General features: G+C 67.4%; 14 protein-coding genes. All 14 read right to left on the bottom strand.

Annotated elements, in window-relative coordinates:
* Positions 1–41 precede the first annotated feature (41 nt).
* The 14 genes from ACWPN8_RS20260 to ACWPN8_RS20195 all read right to left on the bottom strand — a co-directional run bounded on the left by ACWPN8_RS20260 (position 42) and on the right by ACWPN8_RS20195 (position 18,227).
* The gene (locus ACWPN8_RS20260) at positions 42–1,121 is read right to left on the bottom strand and encodes an ABC transporter permease (protein ID WP_492242027.1); all 1,080 of its coding nucleotides are present in this window, start codon (positions 1,119–1,121) and stop codon (positions 42–44) included.
* Positions 1,118–2,692, bottom strand: a complete 1,575-nt coding sequence (locus tag ACWPN8_RS20255) for a sugar ABC transporter ATP-binding protein (RefSeq protein ID WP_492242026.1) — start codon at positions 2,690–2,692, stop codon at positions 1,118–1,120. The genes ACWPN8_RS20260 and ACWPN8_RS20255 overlap by 4 nt, the downstream gene beginning before the upstream one ends.
* A 117-nt stretch (positions 2,693–2,809) precedes the next feature.
* The gene (locus tag ACWPN8_RS20250; protein ID WP_492242025.1) at positions 2,810–3,655 is read right to left on the bottom strand and encodes a fumarylacetoacetate hydrolase family protein; all 846 of its coding nucleotides are present in this window, start codon (positions 3,653–3,655) and stop codon (positions 2,810–2,812) included.
* Between the two features lie 82 nt (positions 3,656–3,737).
* The gene (locus tag ACWPN8_RS20245; protein WP_109451580.1) at positions 3,738–4,481 is read right to left on the bottom strand and encodes an SDR family oxidoreductase; all 744 of its coding nucleotides are present in this window, start codon (positions 4,479–4,481) and stop codon (positions 3,738–3,740) included.
* Between the two features lie 146 nt (positions 4,482–4,627).
* Positions 4,628–5,443 (bottom strand): IclR family transcriptional regulator, encoded by an 816-nt coding sequence (locus tag ACWPN8_RS20240; protein ID WP_492242024.1) that lies wholly within the window; start codon positions 5,441–5,443, stop codon positions 4,628–4,630.
* A gap of 162 nt (positions 5,444–5,605) precedes the next feature.
* Positions 5,606–6,790: a tetratricopeptide repeat protein gene (locus ACWPN8_RS20235; RefSeq protein ID WP_109451584.1), complete on the bottom strand. Its 1,185-nt coding sequence runs from the start codon at positions 6,788–6,790 to the stop codon at positions 5,606–5,608.
* 76 nt (positions 6,791–6,866) lie between these two features.
* Positions 6,867–8,381 (bottom strand): mechanosensitive ion channel family protein, encoded by a 1,515-nt coding sequence (locus ACWPN8_RS20230; RefSeq protein WP_492242023.1) that lies wholly within the window; start codon positions 8,379–8,381, stop codon positions 6,867–6,869.
* Between the two features lie 36 nt (positions 8,382–8,417).
* A complete protein-coding gene (locus ACWPN8_RS20225) occupies positions 8,418–10,367 on the bottom strand; it encodes a HAMP domain-containing methyl-accepting chemotaxis protein (protein WP_492242022.1) in 1,950 nt (649 codons plus the stop codon).
* 28 nt (positions 10,368–10,395) lie between these two features.
* Positions 10,396–11,772 carry a chemotaxis protein CheW gene (locus tag ACWPN8_RS20220; RefSeq protein WP_492242021.1) on the bottom strand — a complete coding sequence of 459 codons (1,377 nt, stop codon included), beginning with the start codon at positions 11,770–11,772 and terminating at the stop codon, positions 10,396–10,398.
* 19 nt (positions 11,773–11,791) lie between these two features.
* A complete protein-coding gene (locus ACWPN8_RS20215) occupies positions 11,792–12,826 on the bottom strand; it encodes a ligand-gated ion channel (protein ID WP_492242020.1) in 1,035 nt (344 codons plus the stop codon).
* A 613-nt stretch (positions 12,827–13,439) separates the two neighbouring features.
* Positions 13,440–14,402 (bottom strand): MlaA family lipoprotein, encoded by a 963-nt coding sequence (locus ACWPN8_RS20210; protein WP_109451593.1) that lies wholly within the window; start codon positions 14,400–14,402, stop codon positions 13,440–13,442.
* A 104-nt stretch (positions 14,403–14,506) separates the two neighbouring features.
* Positions 14,507–15,433, bottom strand: a complete 927-nt coding sequence (locus ACWPN8_RS20205; protein WP_247873294.1) for a COG4223 family protein — start codon at positions 15,431–15,433, stop codon at positions 14,507–14,509.
* A 92-nt stretch (positions 15,434–15,525) separates the two neighbouring features.
* Positions 15,526–17,076, bottom strand: a complete 1,551-nt coding sequence (locus tag ACWPN8_RS20200; RefSeq protein WP_492242019.1) for an ATP-binding cassette domain-containing protein — start codon at positions 17,074–17,076, stop codon at positions 15,526–15,528.
* On the bottom strand, positions 17,073–18,227 hold the full coding sequence (locus ACWPN8_RS20195) for a hypothetical protein (RefSeq protein ID WP_109451598.1): 1,155 nt from the start codon (positions 18,225–18,227) through the stop codon (positions 17,073–17,075). The genes ACWPN8_RS20200 and ACWPN8_RS20195 overlap by 4 nt, the downstream gene beginning before the upstream one ends.
* Positions 18,228–18,311: the final 84 nt, after the last annotated feature.

The following is an 18,311-nucleotide window of genomic DNA, read 5'->3' as shown; positions in this document are numbered from 1 at the left end:
GATTATTGGGGTTGGTTTGTTTGCTTTTCGGAAAACGCCGGTCAGCGCCGGTTGCGGATCTGGTCGATCCAGACGGTCAGCAGGATGACCAAGCCGATGATGATCTGCTGGGTGAAGGCCGACACGCCGTTCATGTTCAGCCCGTTGCGCAGGATGCCGATCACGAAGGCGCCGATGGCGGTGCCGGAGATCGTCCCCACCCCGCCGATCAGCGAGGTGCCGCCGATGACGGCGCTGGCGATGGCGTCCAACTCGTACATCACGCCTTCGTTGGGCTGGGCAGTGACGAGGCGGGACATCAGGACGCAGCCGGTCAGCCCGGCCAGCGTGCCGGACAGGACATAGGTGAACAGGGTGACGCCGGCGACATTGACGCCGGATAGCCGTGCCGCTTCCGCGTTCGATCCCACGGCATAGATGTGGCGGCCCAGCGTGGTGCGGCTCAGCATGATCGCCACGGCGATGGCGATCACCACCATCAGCACCACCGGATAGGGAATGCCGGGGAAGACCACGTCGGGGAAACCGTCCTCGCCGATGCGCACGATGCGGAACATCGCGCCGTTGCCAAGCTCGCCGAAGGAGTCGCCCAGGCCCGACACGGCGCGCGCGCCGGTGATCTGCAAGGCGACGCCGCGCGCCACCATCATCATGCCCAGCGTGGCGATGAAGGGCGGCAGCTTCAGCCGCGTCACGCACAGCCCGTTCAGCAGGCCGCAGAAGGCGCCGACCAGGATGCCCAGCCCCATGCCGAGCGGCACCGGCGCGCCGGCCTTGACCGCCAGCGCCGCCACCACGCCGGACAGCGCCAGGACGGAGCCGACCGACAGGTCGATGCCGCCGGTGATGATGACGCAGGTCGCGGCGATGCCGAGATAGGCGATGGAGGTCACCTGCAAGGCGATGGTCATGCCGTTGCCGACGCTGAGGAAGGCGTCGCTGGTCGCGGAGAAGACGGCGACCAACACCAGCAGCCCGGCGAGTGCCGCGAATTTCTGGATCAGATCTTTGCGCCGGTCGTTCATCACCCGGTTGTTCATGGTTTGTGGACCGTCGCTCACCAGCTGGCGCGGTGCGGCGGACGGCGCGGCGTCGAGGGTCTTGGTGGTGGGATTGCTCATGGCGTTCCGGCTCCCGGCGCCGCCGGGCGGCCATGGCCCGAGGCGAAATGCATGATCTCTTCCTGGCTGGTCGCGCGCGTGTTCAGAACGGCGGTGATCCGGCCTTCATGGAAGACGGCGACGCGGTCGGTCAGGCCGAGGATCTCCGGCAGTTCGGAGCTGATCAGCACCACTCCGATCCCCTCGGCGGCCAGCCGGTCGAGAAGCTGGTAGATCGCGAACTTGGCGCCGACGTCGATGCCGCGCGTCGGCTCGTCGAAGAACAGGATGCGCGACTGGCGGAACAGCCACTTGGCGATGACGATCTTCTGCTGGTTGCCGCCCGACAGCAGGCGCGCCACCTGATGCGGCGACGGCGTGCGGATCGACAGCATCTGGATGTAGCGCCAGGCCGCCTGCTCCTCCGCCTTGCGGTCGATGAAGCCCAGCGCGCTGGACACCGCCCCCATGTTGGCGAGCGTCAGGTTCTGGCTGACCGACATCTTGACCGCCAGCCCGTGGCTCTTGCGGTCCTCCGACAGATAGGCGATGCCGTGGGCGATGGCGTCGCGCGGGGTCTTCACCGCGATCTCGCCGTCGCCGAGCCGGATGGTTCCGGCATCCAGCGGGTCGGCGCCGAAGATCGCCCGCGCCACCTCGGTGCGGCCGGCGCCCATCAGTCCGGCGAAGCCCAGGATCTCGCCGCGCCGCAGTTCGAAGCCGACATCGTGGAAGACGCCGCGGCGGGTCAGGCCGCGCACCTCCATCAGCACGTCGGCGGTGGGAACGGAGGTGCGCTCCGGGAATTTGTCGTCCAGCGAGCGGCCGACCATCAGCGCGACGATCTCGTCCACGCAGGTGTCGGCGAAGGCGCGGGTGTCGACGTAACGCCCGTCGCGCAGCACCGTCACCCGGTCGACGATCAGCGCCATCTCGTCCAGCCGGTGGGAGATGTAGACGATCCCCACCCCCTGCTCCTTCAACTCCCGGATCACCTGGAACAGAAGGGCGGTTTCGGATTCGGTGAGGGACGAGGTCGGCTCGTCCATGATGACGATCTCGGCGTTCAGCGACAGCGCCTTGGCGATCTCCACCATCTGGCACTGGGCAACCGACAGGGATTTGACCTGCGCGTCGGGGCGGATGTCGACGCCGAGACGATCAAGGCAGGCCTGGGCCTGCCGGCGCAATGCGCTGCGGTCGATGAACCAGGCGCGCTTCGGCTCCCGCGCCAGGAAGATGTTCTCGGCCACGCTCAGATGTGGGACGAGGTTCAGTTCCTGGTGGATGATGGCGATGCCGGCCCGTTCGGCGTCGAGCGAGGAGGCGAAGCGCCGCATCTCGCCCTTGTAGGCGATGCTGCCCTCGTCGGGCTTGTACTGGCCGCTGATGATCTTCATCAGGGTCGATTTGCCGGCCCCGTTCTCGCCGCACAGCGCATGGACCTCGCCGCGGCGCAGGTCGAAGCCGACGCCGTCCAGCGCCAGCACGCCGGGGAACCGCTTGGTGATGCCGTCCAGCCGCAGCAGCTCGGCCCCCGCCACCGCTGCGGGGAACCGGCCGGGGGCCGTGTCGAGCGACGCTTGCTGCATGGCGCCTCCCCATCCGGTGCGGTCCCTCGTTCCAGGGCGCGCCGTTTGGCTGCTTTGTCGAGCAAACCGCTGCCTATCCCGGCCGTGCCGTTGTTCGGGGCACGACCGGGGAAGGCGTTACTCTGCCGCGTACACCTGCTGGCGCTGGCGGCCGAGGCCCTGGATCTCCAGCTCGATCCGGTCGCCGGGCTTCAGATAGGTCGGCGGCTTCAGCCCCAGCCCGACGCCCGGCGGCGTGCCGGTGGAGATGACGTCGCCGGGATGCAGGCTCATGAACTGCGACAGGTAGGAGACGATGTGGGCGACGCCATAGACCATCGTCCGGGTCGAGCCGTTCTGGTAACGGTGGCCGTTGACCTCCAGCCACATGTCGAGCGCCTGCGGGTCGGGAACCTCGTCCTTGGTCACCAGCCAGGGGCCGATGGGTCCGAAGGTGTCGCAGCTCTTGCCCTTGGTCCACTGGCCCTGGCGTTCGATCTGGAATTCGCGTTCCGACAGGTCGTTGACGACGCAATAGCCGGCGACATGGTCCAGCGCCTCGGCCTCCGACACATATTTCGCCGTCTTGCCTATGACGACGCCCAGTTCGACCTCCCAGTCGGTCTTGGTCGAGCCGCGCGGGATTTCCACCGGGTCGTCCGGCCCTTGGATGGTGGAGGTCGCCTTCATGAAGATCACCGGCTCCGACGGGACGACCGCCCCGGTTTCCGCCGCATGGTCGGAATAGTTGAGGCCGATGCAGACGAACTTGCCGGTGCCGGCCACGCAAGGACCCAGCCGGGTCGAGGCGTCGACCTGCGACAGGCTGTCCACCGGCAAGGCCGCGATCTCCGCCAGCCCTTCCGGCAGCAGCCAGCGGCCGGCGATGTCGTCGACATGGGCGGACAGGTCGCGGATACGCCCTTGGGCATCCAGCAATCCCGGCTTCTCGGCCCCTCGCGGGCCATGGCGCAGAAGCTTCATCGAGCGTTTCCCCAGATCTAGGCGTTTCTTGTCGTTTCCGCGGCCCGGCCAAAGGGGCCGTTGCCGGTCGGAGCCTTGGCGGTCAGGTATTCGTCCAGCCGCCGTCGATGGCGATCGCCTGTCCGGTCATGAAGGAGGACTCGTCCGACGCGAGGTAGACGGCGAGCTTCGCCACCTCCTCCGCCGTGCCCAGCCGGCCCATTGGCTGGCGCGCGATGAAGGCGGCGCGCGCGGTGTCGTAATCGCCGAGCGCCCGCATGCGGTCGTGCAGCGATGGGCTGTCCACCGTGCCGGGGCAGATGGCGTTGACGCGGATGCCGCGGGTGACGTAGTCGGCTGCGACCGACTTGGTCAGGCCGATCACCGCGGCCTTGGTGGTGCCGTAGATGAAGCGGTTCGGCGCCCCGATGATCGACGAGGCGACGGACGACATATTGACGATGGAGCCGCCGCCGGCCTCCAGCATTCCTGGCAGCAAGGCGCGGATCATCCGGTACATCGACCGGACATTCAGCGTAACGGCGAAGTCGAAGGCGTCTTCGTCGCACTCCAGCACCGTGCCGGCATGAACGAAGCCGGCGCAGTTGAACAGAACCGACGGAGCCGGCACCTCGGCGGCAAAGGCGCGGATCGCCGCCGGATCGCAGACGTCCAGGCGGCGGGTGACGATGCCGGGTATCCCCGACAGCTCCGCCAGCAGCCCGTCATTGATGTCCGTCGCCACCACGCTGGCGCCTTCCTCCGCGAAGGCGAGGGCGGCGGCACGGCCCATTCCCTGTGCCGCAGCGGTGACGATGGCGGTCTTGCCCTGCAATCTGCCGGTCATGGCGGTGTGTTCTCCCCAGGCGTTGTTCCCCAGGCGCGATGTCCGGTGCGGTTGCCGATCCGCCGGTTGCATCGCCGTTGCCACAATCCGCAGCGCGGATCGTATATTTTATATACACATCGCCATTGCGCCTGTAAATCGATCCGTCAGTCCAACGAAAAGATTTCCGATATACGCCGGCTGGCTTCGTCGAGCGCGGCCAGGATTTCCGCCGGTTCCTTGGGAACCTGCCGGGTGCGCAGATAGGGACAGGTCAGGGCGGCGACGGCGCCGCCTTCCCGCCGGTCGATCACGGGACAGGAGAGATCCACAACCGCTTCGGTGATGCCGCTGGGGCGGGCGACATGGCCGGCGGCGCGGACGGCATCCAGGTTGCGGTCCAGCGCATCCAGGTCGATCCACGGATCCTCCCGCCGCAACTCCTCATACAGGCCATGGCGGCGGCGGGCGCCGATGAAGGCCATCAGGCAGTGGCCGGACCCGGTCAGCACCAGGGGCTGGCGGTAGCCGATGCGGACGGTGAAGCCGATGTGGCTGGTGCTTTCCACCCGCGCCACCACCGCGATCTGCGTGCCCGACATCACGGCGAGATGGCAGGAATAGCCGGTCTTCTCGGCGAAGGCGTTCATGAAGGGCAGGGCGATTTCGATCAGGGAGCGGTTGACCGGCCGGTTCATCCCCAGGCGGAACAGCCGGTCGGTGACGCGGAAACGGTCGTCGCCCTCCAGCCGCTCGATGTAGCCGCGCTGTGCCAGCACCGAAACCATGCGGAAGATCTCGCCCTTGGTCCGTCCCACCCCGTCGCCGATCTGCTGCAACGACTGGGGATCGCGGCACTCGGACAGGAATTCCAGGATGTCCAACCCCTTTTCCAGCGCCGGGGCGGAGTATCGCCGCTCGCGGTCCGGTGTGTCCGGCAGATCGGCGGACAGGTCGGTCGGGTCGGCGTCGGTTCCGGTCATGGTGGCGTGCCCTCTTTTGCCGGTGCGGCTTCGTTTTATATATGATTCTCCCACTTCACCGGAAAAACAATGGAGGAGTTGGTCGCCGGCGCCATACTCTAGAAGCAACGGGAGCCTCGGGTCTCCGAGGCTCCCGTCTTGCCTGACCGGTGCTCCGTTCCCTTATTTGACGGTGGTGTTGGACACCTTGACCGCTGTCGGCTGTGCCGCCGAAGGCTTGGCCAGATCCTGGCGCAGATCGCTGGGCTTCAGCGGTTCGCCCTTGCGCCAGGAAATGTGGTAGTAAAGGCTCGCGACCTCCGGGTAGGTTTCGAAATTGTCGAGGTTTGCGCGGGCCTTCGTCTGGTTGCGCTGGGCGCACACCACGTCCCCCCGCTCCGTGCACAGTTCGGCACGCAGCGACGGCACCAGGGCGCTGGTCGGATCCCAATATTCGGCATCGTCGAGCGCCGTGATCGCCTGATCGTAGCGGCCCGTTGCCATGAAGGCGCCGGCCCGCACCAGATCCCCGGCGGCGAGCAGCGTGTAGGCGCGCTGATAGCGGGCGGACTCCATCGCCGGCTTCAGATAGGTTTCCACCGACTTCTCATCGTCCTTCACCAGCATGACGAAGGCGCGGTTCACGCGGGGGAACAGCAGGGCCGGGTCGGTCTGGTCGGCTTCCTCGAACAGGCGGGCGGCCTCGTCGGGCTTCTGTTTGTGAAGGGCGACGATGCCCGCCATGTTCAGAATGCTGGCCCGCTCCCTGTAGTAGGTCTTCGAGGCGTAGGTCTTCAGCTCGCGGGCGATCAGCTCGTCGACCTCGGTGTAGTCGTGCTGGCGGTCGGCGCTCTGGAGCGCGTAGACCACCGTCACATAGGGGGCGAGATGCTCCATCACCTCCTGTGCCGCGCGGCCCATCATGTCGGGCAGCGACTCGCCGTCCTTGCGCTTGACGATCACCGGGAAGGGCGGCTCGTCCGGGTCGCGCACCATGGCGACGAGCTGGAGCTTGCCCTCCTTCTCGTCCTTGGCAAAGCTGCCGTTCACCGTCGCCGTCTTCATGCCGAAGGTGTGCTGAACGGCGGCGGTCATATCCTCCAGCTTCAGCGTCTTGGCCAGGACCGCCCCCATGGTCTTGGCCTTGGTCGAGCGCACGCTCGGGCTGCCGAAATAGGACTTGGTGTCGCCGATCTCCTGCATCTTGGCGATGAACATGTCCTCCATCACGTCGCCCTTGGCGGTTCCCTTGGACAACTCGTCGGGCATGTACAGGCTGACGGAGACGCTGTCGGCATGCAGGACGGCATCGGTCGAGATGATGCCGAAGGCGGCCATGAAGGCGACCGCGAGCGAAATGGGATCCATGGTGTCACCTCTTCCTTGGCGTTTTCGTTGAAATTGTCCGGCGGTGCCGGGTGTCGGTGGTGTCGGCCGGTGTTCGTCAGCCGGTGTTCGCGACCGGGCCGATGGTTGAGCCCTGCCGTCCGACAGGGGCGGGAAACAGGTGCCGCATCTGCCGCAGGGTGTCGGCGACCCGTTCCTCATCCTCGGTGGAGCGGTTGGCGGAACCGGCGACGAGGTTGCGGGCCACGCGCTCCATCGCGCCGGCACCGGCGCCGAACTCCATTCCGCCGGCACCGGCGCCGAACAGGGATTGCAGGGCGTCGGGGCCGAATTCGCACAGCAGGACCGCCGTGCGGCAGCGCACGGTGCTGCCATGGGCTTCGCCGCGCAGGATGGCGGGATCGAACAGGTCGCCGGGGCGCAGCGTCGCCGGCAGCGGATCGCGGACCGACCGGCGCCCGGCATCCGCCGACAACAGCCCCTCCAGCACGAGATAGAGCGAGGTCCCGGCCTCTCCCGCCTGGATCGCCACCTGACCGGCCGGCAGTTCCCGCATCGCCGCGTGGGAGGCCAGCAGGCGCAGCGGCGCATCCCCCACCCCGCGGAAGAGGGCGGTGGCGCGCAGCAGGGCGGTCAAGGCCGCCGTATCGGGGCCGGCGCCCCCCGCCTGCCGGAGCGTGCCGTCCGCAGCGGATGGGCCGTCCGTCAGGACGGTCGCGGTCTCCAGCCCGGCGAAGGCGAGATGGGTCAGCACCGTCTGCAGGATCGTCGGCGATGCGTTGCCCAGATGACGCCATTCCGCCTTGTAGAAGATGGCGTACTCGACGCCTTCCAGCCGGATCGCCTTGACCTCGACCCAGGGGACCGGTGTGTCGGGGCCGGCAAGTCCGGTCATCGCCTCCAGCGCCGCCGCCTGGAGGATGCGGGTGGCGCGGGCGAGCGGGACGCGCGCGTCGAGAGTCAGGGTCACGAAGCGGAAGCTGTTGGCCTCCGGCTGGCTGAAGTTGGTGATGGTGAAGGCGCTGAACTTGCTGTTGGGGAAGATCACCAGATCGCCCATGAAATCGCGCACGCGGGTGGTGCGCCAGCTGATCTCCAGCACCTGGCCGCTGATCTTGCTGTCGCCCGACCGGTGGATCTGGATGTATTCGCCGATGCGGATCGCACGGTCGATGTTGAGCGCGATGCCGGCGAACACGTCCTGCAGCAGCTCGCGCAGGGCCATGCCGAGCACGAGGCCGGCCACGCCGGACGCGGCCCACAGCACCGTCAGATCCTGTTCGAACACGATGCCGGCGCAGGCGGACACGGCGATGCCGAAGATCACCAGACCGGACATCTGGCTCAGCAGCTTCGGCACCGGCGACCCGGTGGCGGACGCGACGATGCCGTCGAAGATCACATACTGGACGATCCGCTGCACCAGCACGGCCAGCGACAGGAAGGCGGCAACGCCGAGCACGTATTTCAGCACGCGGCGCGTGCTGTCCATCGCGGCCAGCCCGAACCCCTGGAAGCTGTCGCCGCCGAGATAGAAGCCGAACAACACCACCAGCGTGATGACGAACGGCGCGGTCAGTTTGCCGGCCGCACGGCGCAACCCTTCCTTCATGGCGTTCCTGTTGCCTCCTCTCCGGTGCGGCTGTGGTCAGGCGGTGCGGATGCGGGCGGTTTCCGCCTTCAGGCGCTGCGCCATGTCGGTCAGCGCGGCCATGGTCGCGGAGATCTCCTCCGCAGCGCCGGCCGTTGCCTGCCCGGTCATGGAGAGCTGCTCGACCCGGTCCTTCAGCAGGCTGGCCATGGCGTTCTGCTCGTCGATGGCGGCGGCGATGGACTGGGCGGTGAAACCGCTGTCGCGCGACGCCTCGACGATGCGTCCGATCGCGTCCGCCGCTTCGCCGGCGGCCCGCACACCGGTTTCCACCCCCGCCGACGCCTCGCGCACCAGCGTGCCGATGTCGCGGGTGGCGGCGGTGACGTCCTCGGCCAGCGACGAGATCTTGGCGGCGATCAGGCCGAAGCCGCGGCCGCTCTCTCCCGCCCGGACCGCTTCCAGCCCGGCGTTGAGCGCCAGCACATAGGTCTTGTCGGCGATCCCGGCGATGAGCGCGCTGATCCGTTCGATCCCCGCCGTCCGTTCGGCGATTCCGTCGACCGCCCGGCTGAGCGAGATCAGCGTCCGCTGCCCATCCTCGGCAAGGTCGGCCGTGCCGCGCGCCAGGGTGCTGCCGCGTTCGGCGTTGCGGGCGATCTCGCCGATGGCACCGGCGGTCTGCTCGATGGCGCCCGATACGTCCGCCAGCGTCATCATCTGGCCGGCCGCCTGGCGCGACACGTCGATGGCCGCCGCCGCCGTCTCCGTCGCCGACGTGGCAACCTGCTCGGTGGAGCCGTTCACCGCGCGCAGCACGGCGGCGAGCTGCTCGACCGCGCGGTTCAGGTTGTTCTTGATGGCCGCGAAGTCGCCCTGGTGCGCACCGTCGACGGTCCGGGTCACATCGCCCTGGGCCAGCGCCCCGGCGAAGCCCGAGATCTCGTCGAGCAGCAGGGCCAGCGCGTCGATGCTGCGGTTGACGTTGCCCTTCAGCGCCCGCAGGTCGCCTTCATAGGAGCCGGTCATGCGGCCGCGGATGTCGCCGGAGGACAGCCGCGCCATCACCGACGCCACCTCGAACAGCGGGGTGGTCAGCACCTCCACCAGTTCGTTGGCGCCGCGCACCAGAACGGCGAATTCACCGGCATGGCGTTCCGGCTCCACCCGCACGGACAAAGCACCGCCGCGGGCCGCCTCGATCAGGTCGCGCAGGTCGCCGGCCACCGCCTTCAGCGTCGCGGCGATGCCGGCGGTGGCGCGCAGCATATGGCCGATCTCGTCCCGGCGGCCGTCGTCGGCGACGGTGACGGTCAGATCGCCCCGCGCCATGCGGTCGATCACATCGCGGGCCTGGCCGAGCGGCACGGTGATCGAGCGGATGATCGCCACCCCGAGCGCCACCCCGACCAGCACCGCACCGATCAGCAGCCCGATGGTCCGGTGGACCGTGAGGTCGTACAGGGCGTCGTTCTGCTGGTAAACCGACTTGGCGACCGTCAGCTGCAACTCGATCAGGGCCGACATCGCGTCGGAGACCGGCTCGATTGCCGGATACAGCTCGTCGATGACGAAGCGGTCGAGCCGTTCGGAACGGCCGGCGGCGAGGATCCCGCGCAGCCGGTCGGCGGCGCGGTCGGCGTCGGCCATCAGCGGTTCGGCCTTCGCCACCAGCGTCTTTTCCTCGTCGACAAGATATGTGGCCAGATAGGCGCGCCATTTTTCGCGGATCCCGGTGCGGGCGGCGTCGATGGCGGCGAGCGCGGCATCGGTTTGCACATTGCCGTTGCGGGCCTTGTGCGCCATATCGACGATGTTGACCGCATAGAGGTCGGCGATCACCTTCAGATCGCGCAGCGGCACCACCCGGTCATTGTAAACCGTGTCGAGCGCGTCGTTTCCCATCTTCATGCCATGCAGGGCGATGAGGCCGATGATGGCGGTGAAGGCATTGAGGACGACCACCAGGACCGCCAGCTTCTTGCCGATTTTCAGGTTCTTGAACATTGCGCCAGGGCACTCCTGCAGGGTCCGCTCACCAATTTGAAAGCCAGCCGGCGAATGACGCCCGCATGGCCGTCCGCACGACATCTCCGGGGTCCGCCCGCCACGGACGGCGGAAGGCGTCGGGCCGCACCAGACATTCCAGGACCGGCCTGTCGTTACCCAACTTTCCGGTCGCCGGACGGACCGCCCCGGCCAGCACGGCCATCGCATGCGGCAGCGGCGGCGGCGCATACCAGCCGAAGCCGCCATCCGCCGCTTCGATCCGTCCCGTCAGCAGGGCGATGGGGCGCCGGCCGTTGCGCTTCAGCACAACGCAGCCGGCCGGACCGGCCGTGCCGCCGAACGCCGCGTCGATGTCGAAGGCGGGGATCGATCCGACGCGGCGCGCCCGGTGGAGGTCGCCGGGGCTGGGCGTCCCCCTCACCTCCTGCACCATGGCGGCCGGTGCGGCCAGGATCACGGGGCCCGCCGCCATGGCGACATGGGTATGGCCCGCCGAAGGCGCGGGCAGGGGCCGGACTGCCGTGCAGGCCGCGTCGCGCGCCGCCGGCCGGTCTATCGGCAGGAGCCCGCCCGCCCCCGGATGCAGGACCTGGATCGGGCGGTTGCCCGCATCGTCCCGCCACCACAGGGAGGTTTCGCCGTCGGCATCGACGGCGACCAGATCCCGGCGTGGCAGGCTGTGCAGACCGAACAGTTCGGCGACCGTCAGGGCGATGGTCCCGTCGGCCGTATGCAGTCGCAATGCCCAGCTGTCATCTTCCGGCGACCCGCCCCCGACCCAGGAGGCAAGGGAGCGGGCCGGCAGCAGGTCGCCGTCCAGCATCACCATCTGACGGGGCACGCTGCCATGTGCGGTCAGAAAGCCATCCGGACGGCCGACGCTGTCGACCAGCGTCGCAGGGATGGCGACACGGTGTCCGCCACCGGCGACCAGCAGTACGTCCAGCTCTTCGGTCGCCCGGTCCATATGATCCGGTGCCGGTTGTGCCGGCTGCGGCCCGCAGGGGGCGAGCCCGTCGAGCAGAGCGTCCGGATCGATGGGCAGGGCCGGGCCGGGGGCCGGTTCCGCCATGTTCGCGTCGGCGGTCTTCACCTCCTCGACCCGCAGCGACAGCGGCCCCGCCGCGTGGTCCAGTTGCAGGCTCCATCGCCCGGCACCCGGTTGCCCGCCGTTCCGGACCCCCAGATCGATCTGCGCCGCGGCCACCCCGTGGCCGAAGACCACGCCTTCATAGCCGGGCGGAGCGAACGCCACCGGTGCGGCGGGGACCGCCAGATCGACGGCCGCCACCTGGCTTGCCGGCACTGCGACATGCCGCCCGGCGACGAGAACGGTCACCGTCGCCGGGCGGGCGACCGGCGGCAGCGCCGTCGGGCCGGCAATCGGGAGCGGGGCGGTCATGGTCGTCTCCACCGTTCCATCAGGCAGCCGAGGCGACGGCGTAGCCGTTGACGCCGATGTATCCGGCGAAGGTCGCCAGACACAGCAACAGGTTGGCGATGCGGGCGAAGCGCGGAGCACGCTTGTGTGTCAACTGCATCAGGACGACGGCAAGCGCCGCCAGCAGGATGGAGGCGAAGGTCGTGCTGACGATCACATCGGCGAGCGTGAAGGTGGAGGCGGGCGGCAGATAGCCGTCCAGCGCGTATTTGTTGCCGACCGCCGCGAAAACCGCTGCGGCGCACAGGCCGATCCGCGATCCCGCCATCGAGTCGAAATCGAGGAAGAAGGTGAGCAGGGCCAGCAGGAACGCGACGCCGAAGCCGACGAACAGGCTGCACAGCAGGCGGATGCCCTGGCGCTTCACCGTGATGGTTGCCACCACCCGCGAATAGACGCTGTCCTCCGACAGGGTGGGGTCGCCGTAGGAGGTGTTGTAGGTCACGTCCTGGGCCGAGAGGTCGAAGCCCTCGATTGTCCAGCCCGGCACGGTTGCGGCCGGATCGATGCGGCTGTTCTTGCTGTCTGCGACGAAGCGGATGCGGCCGGTGTCGGACTGGCCGTCCTCGACCATGATGACCAGTTTCTGCCGGTCGAACGGGAAGCGGGTGATTTCCCAATCCTCCGCCAGCACCGCGCCGTGCTTTTCCTGATGCCAGCGGATTCCCTTGCTGGTGTCGAACGAGGCGAATTTCACGCTGTCCGACTTCGCGTTCGCGACTTCGACCGTCGCATGCGGATCGTAATCGGGGTTGTCGTGCAGGTACCAAAGCCAGAACGAGGCGTAGTAGGACCGCTTCGACATGTCGAAATCGAGCAGCTGGGTCAGGTACATGCCCACCTTAACCTCCGTCGGCCCGTCCGGTCGTGCCGGTGCGGCGGCGGGCGGCGTTGTGCCATCGGAGGCCGGCGGCGGCGAGGCGGTGCCGGGTGGGGTGGCTGTGCCGGCGGGAGCTGCTTCGGTTGCCGCCCAGGACGGCATGGCGAATTGGGCGAGGGCGACGATCAGCAGCACGGTCAGAATCGCACCGGCCAGTCCGTTCCGCCGGCCGCATGTCTGACCGCGTCTGCGGTCGCGGCATCGACCGTTCCGACCCGGTTCCGTCATTGTTGGGTCTGTCACAGCGCTTCCTCTCCCTCAGGACATCTTTTCAGCGTGCGGGGAAATTTTTGAATGAGATCGCCGATAACAAATTGCGATCTGAAAGAGATAATATTCAGTCCAAACGAAGATCTTCGGCGGTATTCATTCTTCTGCTGTAAAAATGCTTAAGTGATTAAATCACTATTGGTAGAATTTTATTTATAAAGGAGAGGTTAAGTCAATTCGGACAACCCCTATCAGGCTTCCAATCTTCAGTTTTAAATAACATAAAAAGCACAATTTTTGAATTGATCTTTTTGAAAAGGTGCAGAATCACAGGTTATTTCAAATAATGATGCGGGTATTTGCCGATACGGGCAACGATCGTTGAGTATAGTTTTGTGAAGTATTTAGGAAAACTTCTATGGCTGATGGGGAAGTCTTTCAGGATTTGATCGACCTTGCCGCCTTGGAAAGCGGAGCAACCTGTCGGGAGGGAGGCGGAAGAGCGGTGGGACGGTTGCTCTTCGACGCGCGCAACCGCTTATTGGGCGGCGACCGCGTACGCCCGCTGCACGGAAAGTCCTTTGCGAGGACCTGGGCGGTCGTCTTCCGGGAAGGCCATCTCTGGCGACGAGCGGCCCCGGCCCGGTGGCGTCCGGTCGAGCGCGGGGGGAGCGGAAACCGGCCCCTTGGCGGGCGGTGTCTCGATCGGCTGGGCGCAGCGTTCCCGCCGTTGCTTCAAATAGGCCGTGCGGGTGGCATCGTAGTCCGGCAGGCGGATGTTCTTCGCTTCGATGTCGAATTGCCGGGTCGCGGTGATGTCCGCCACCACCTCGACCGATTCGGCGATGACGATGGTCTGCAAGCTGGCGCCGGTGCCGGCCGCCACCCCGGCGAAGGTCCAAAGCACGGCGTTCATCAGGACGATGTCGGCGATTGCGTCGCGACCGGTGCGCGGACCGATGAAGGGCAGGACCACATACCCCATCTCACCCACGCCGGAGCGGCACAGGCTGAGGCCGAGGTCGGTGTGGGTCGGGGTGAATCCCCATTGGCTCGCGGTGTCGTAATAGCCGAGAACGCCCACCGTGCTGTTGATGCCGAAGCGTTCCACCGACCGCCATGCGTTGCCGAACTCGCCGATCATCGTGCTGGTGACGGCGGTCAGCGGCTCGTTCACCAGGTTGGTGACGACGTTCTGAACGCTTCCGGCCGCCGGATCCGGCGGTGCGGCGGGCGCCCCGCCCCGCATCCAGCCGCCGACCGCATCGATGCCGTCGTAAAGATGCCGATTGAAATCGAAGACGGCGCGGCTGTAGCTGTCGAGCCAGCCACCTTGTTCAGCAGCATCCTTTGCCGGACCCGCCGGAGCCGCGGTGGCCGGCGCGGCGGTGCCCTGGGGCGACGCCGCCGTCGGGGGGCTGGCGCAGGCGGCCGAAGCGGTCCAGAGCGACGCGGCGATCACCGAGCCGAGCAGGCGAGACACGAGAAGGTCGCAACTCATCCAGCCATACCTTGCCAGCCATATTTTGCCAGTTGGACCCTGACGCCCGGAGCGTGAAACCACCGCCCGAGCATGGGCCCCGCACGGATCCCGATGCAGTCCTGTCAGGATTTCGGAGACATCCGCCCGGCCGCCGTCACCACCATCTCGGCGATGCGGTCGACCGCCTGGTTCGCCGCGATCCGCGCCCGTGCATCCTCCATCCAGGCCCGGGCCGGAGAGGTGGAGCCGAGGTCGATGGCGCTCAACTGCGCCATGGCGGCCGGCAGATTGCCTTCGGCCAGCAGCGCCTGGGCCTGTTCGGCAATCGTCACCGGCCGGATCGCCTCCGGTTCGACCGCGACCGGCGTCCAGCCGGTGACGTTGGACAGCCATTTGATCGGCGTCGGCCGGGGGTCGGTGCGGCCCGCAGCCTCGGTGACCGCCGCGAAATCCTGCCGGAGCTGGCTTTCCACCGGAATGCCGTTTGCGGCATAGGCCTCCACCGCGGCCAGCAGCGGCTCCAACTCCTCCATCTTGCCACCCAGGGCACGGACTGCCTTCAGCTCCGCATCGAAGGGAACCGGCCGGCGCAAGGTCGCGCGCAGCTGCAGAAGCGCCACCATCCGGAGCCTGGCATCGGCGTTGGCAAGCACCGCATTGGCCGACATGCCCTGTTCGGTCGTCCTGACCAGTGTCGCCGACAGATCGCTGACCTTGCGGTCCAGCTCCGCGACGGACCGGGCGAGGCGGCCGGTTTCGACCTCCTGCCGCGCCTGCCATTCCAGTCCGGCCGGCTGAAGCCGGAGAAGCCGGTAGAGCGGCGGCGACCAGTAGGGGGCCGACACCGTGGCGACGAGCGCTGCGACGGACAGGATCAGCGGCAGCGACGAGTTCCGCCCGTCCGAAGCCGGCGCCTTCAAGGGCGGCAGGTCGGGCGGGGGCGCCGGCGGAATCGCCTGGCCGGAGGATTGCCAGGGTTCCGGTTGGCTTCCCGCGGCCTTGGCATCCTGTGCCGCGGCCCGCTGTTCGATGTCCGCATCCGTGATCATGATCCGCTTCCCCGTTTCACGGCGTCCATTCACCGCAATGTTACCCCAAAAGAGTTCCCGCGCTATCGGGAAATATCCGAAGGGGAGATGTGTCAGAGTGTCAGAATTGAAATGACGGCGTGGACCAGCAGGGTCAGAGTCACCCCGACAATGATCGAACGCGCAATCGCTGCGTTTATTTCAAGAACCGATTCTTTCTTTCCACAGCCGATAACGATCGCTGCGCCGCCGGCAAGCAGTGAACTGAGCGCCACCTTCAAAAGAACCCAGACCATGCTGAAGGCGGGATGCAGGCCGTCGGGCAGCAGCTTGCGGAAGAAATGGCTGCGCCACAGCTCGAAGCTCTGCATCGGAAACTGGATATGCCAGGTCTGCATCGACGCCCAGCTCGCCATTCCCAGCGAGATGACCAGCAGGATCAGCGACCCGACCACCATGTTGATGAGGATGGCCGAAAAGATGTAGCCGCGCGCGGTGATGCGCAGGTTCTGCATGGCGCTGAACTGCGACGACAGGACCCTGTTGCCGATGTCGGCGGCGATGATGGCGTTGTTGCGCGCCACGAACAGGATGCTGCTGATCAGCGGAACCGCCACGGTGCCCTGGACCAGCCCCAGCCCGACCAGCGTCTCGTCGTGCAAAAGGGATTTCAGGTAGCCGCCGAAGGAGTTGTAGTGGAAGCCGAACCACATCGACACGAAGCCCATGATCAGGGCGCCGGCTCCCATATAGATCAGCATCAGCGGCGAGACGCACAGTTCCCAGAAATATTCGGCGAGATAGCGCAGGAACCAGTGGAAGCGGGAGCGGTGGCCGATCTCCTGCCGCCAGTCCCGACCCTTGCCGGCGCCTGGAAGAATTCCGGTTTCGGCCAAGCCGGTTTCTGTAAGCCCGGCAGCCCGCCCGCCTGGAAGGGCGCTGTCGTCCAAGGCCAGCAGGGCCGCCTCGATGGCATCGGCGTCGCGCGGCACCTCGACCAGCCGGTGGTTGCGCGTATCGAACAGCAGCACACGGTCGGCCACCGGAAGCAAATCCTTGACGTGGTGGGCCACCACCAGCGCCGGCTTGTTCATCGACCGGCACAGGTCGCGGATCAGCTCGCCCAGCCGCCGCGCCATCGCGACGTCCAGACCCGAGTTCGGCTCGTCGAACAGCAGGACCGGCCGGTCGGCCAGCAGGGTCCGGGCGATGGCCAGGCGCTGGCGCTGCCCGCCGCTGCAGGAACTGACGGTCTGGGTCGGGTCGATGCCGTCCAGCAGGGCGGTGGCGCCGTCGATCAGCACGGCATCCGGCGGGTGCGCCGCATGGTCGGCGGCGATCCGCAGATTCTCGACGGCGCTCAGATCGTTGAACAGCGCATGGTCCTGGAAGACGATGCCGCCGACCGGACTGCGCTCCGTCGCCAGATCCATCGGCTGTCCGCCGCAATGCAGGCGTCCGGACACCCGCCACTCCCCCGGGCCGTTCTCCAGAAGACCGCCGAGCAGCTTGACGATGGTGGATTTGCCGGACCCGCTCGGCCCGACCAGCAGGACGACCTCCGCCGGGTCGATGGCAAAGCTGGTGTGGCGCAGCAGCGGCTGGCCGTTCGGCCGGTCGATGGTCAAGCCATCGATGACGAGGGCATGGGATGTCTGGGTCATTGCGGCACGGCATGCAGGAGGATGCGGGGCGAGTAGCGGTCGAGCGTGAGGATGTCCTCGCGCTGGCGGGCGCTCATCATGACGATGAGCGGGCCGCCGCGGCCGGTCAGGAAGCCTTGGAAGGTGTGGGCGGCAAGCGCGTTGAGATCGGCGCCGGCCTGGACGCCGAACAGCAGGTCTGGAGCGAGCCGGGCCAGATCGCCGGCCGGGCCGGAAACCGGCTTCAGATAGGCGCCCAGCCGGGGATCGTTCACCATCCGGCCGGCGACGTCGCGCAGGCGCTGCTGATGGGCCAGCGCATCGACGACATTTCCGGCGAAGGTCTTCAGGAAGGCCTTCGCCTGCCAGCTGTCGGCAAGCTGCCGTGCCGCGCGGTTGACCAGCCCGGCCTCCCGCGCTTCGCGCAGGATGGCGTCGACGGCCTGATCGACGGGGCCTAGATCCCAGGACTGGCTGCGGAACGGGTCGAGCGCCATGCCGACATTGGCACCGATCAGGTTCCACACCAGCGGCTCGACCTGCTTCATCGCGATGGCCTTCAGGTCGCGGCCGACGGTGTCGTGCAGCATCGGTTCGGCGCTGCGCAGGAACTCCTCGTAGGTGGCGCGGGTCGACGGAGCCCGCCAGGCCTCCTCGATCGCCATCCGGCCGATCTCCTGCAGGGCGTCGCGGTATTCCCCGGTGAATTCCGGGGATTCGAGGATGCCGTCCATGGCGGTGCGCAGCCCGCGCCCGACCTCCTCGATGCCGCGCCACAGCCGGGCCCGCTCCTCGTCGGTGGCGAGCAGCCAGAGGACGCGGAACTCGGTGTTGAACAACAGGGCCTCGCTGCCGTGGATCAGCCGCGGGTCGGACGGATCGAACAGCGTGATGTCGACCCGCCCGTCCGGCCGCAGCAGGCCGGTGCCGCTGCGCATGGTCGCGTGGTCGGGCTGCATCAGGAAGACCGGCACCGGAATGGGCGTTGCGGCAGGCGCCGCAGCGGAGGCCGCCGGCGTTCCGTCCATCGGTGCGGCGAGCTGATAGCTGACGGTGGCGGCGGCATGGCGGGTCGGCAGCGTCGCCCAGCCCGCCGACAGGAAGAGGGCGCCGAGAGCCAGGCTTGCGGCGACGGCGGCGGGCTTGCCGAAAAGGGCGTTCACGGGCGTCATCTCAGCCGATCCATCGCGATGCGTCATTCCGGCACAGGGAGCGGGATGGGGAAACGGTGCGGCAATTGCGGGATCTTCCCGACA

The sequence above is a fragment of the Azospirillum sp. UENF 112521 genome, assembly GCF_058780665.1.
Note: the sequence above shows the minus strand (reverse complement) of the source record. Positions and strands in the feature narration are given on the sequence as shown.

What these genes read in the sequence shown, in the direction of transcription:
- ACWPN8_RS20225 (WP_492242022.1), bottom strand. Translation starts at nt 10,367, where the DNA reads ATGTTCAAGAACCTGAAAATCGGCAAGAAGCTGGCGGTCCTGGTGGTC.
- ACWPN8_RS20260 (WP_492242027.1), bottom strand. Translation starts at nt 1,121, where the DNA reads ATGAGCAATCCCACCACCAAGACCCTCGACGCCGCGCCGTCCGCCGCA.
- ACWPN8_RS20220 (WP_492242021.1), bottom strand. Translation starts at nt 11,772, where the DNA reads ATGACCGCCCCGCTCCCGATTGCCGGCCCGACGGCGCTGCCGCCGGTC.
- ACWPN8_RS20205 (WP_247873294.1), bottom strand. Translation starts at nt 15,433, where the DNA reads ATGATCACGGATGCGGACATCGAACAGCGGGCCGCGGCACAGGATGCC.
- ACWPN8_RS20200 (WP_492242019.1), bottom strand. Translation starts at nt 17,076, where the DNA reads ATGACCCAGACATCCCATGCCCTCGTCATCGATGGCTTGACCATCGAC.
- ACWPN8_RS20240 (WP_492242024.1), bottom strand. Translation starts at nt 5,443, where the DNA reads ATGACCGGAACCGACGCCGACCCGACCGACCTGTCCGCCGATCTGCCG.
- ACWPN8_RS20245 (WP_109451580.1), bottom strand. Translation starts at nt 4,481, where the DNA reads ATGACCGGCAGATTGCAGGGCAAGACCGCCATCGTCACCGCTGCGGCA.
- ACWPN8_RS20250 (WP_492242025.1), bottom strand. Translation starts at nt 3,655, where the DNA reads ATGAAGCTTCTGCGCCATGGCCCGCGAGGGGCCGAGAAGCCGGGATTG.
- ACWPN8_RS20255 (WP_492242026.1), bottom strand. Translation starts at nt 2,692, where the DNA reads ATGCAGCAAGCGTCGCTCGACACGGCCCCCGGCCGGTTCCCCGCAGCG.
- ACWPN8_RS20195 (WP_109451598.1), bottom strand. Translation starts at nt 18,227, where the DNA reads ATGACGCCCGTGAACGCCCTTTTCGGCAAGCCCGCCGCCGTCGCCGCA.
- ACWPN8_RS20230 (WP_492242023.1), bottom strand. Translation starts at nt 8,381, where the DNA reads ATGAAGGAAGGGTTGCGCCGTGCGGCCGGCAAACTGACCGCGCCGTTC.
- ACWPN8_RS20210 (WP_109451593.1), bottom strand. Translation starts at nt 14,402, where the DNA reads ATGAGTTGCGACCTTCTCGTGTCTCGCCTGCTCGGCTCGGTGATCGCC.
- ACWPN8_RS20235 (WP_109451584.1), bottom strand. Translation starts at nt 6,790, where the DNA reads ATGGATCCCATTTCGCTCGCGGTCGCCTTCATGGCCGCCTTCGGCATC.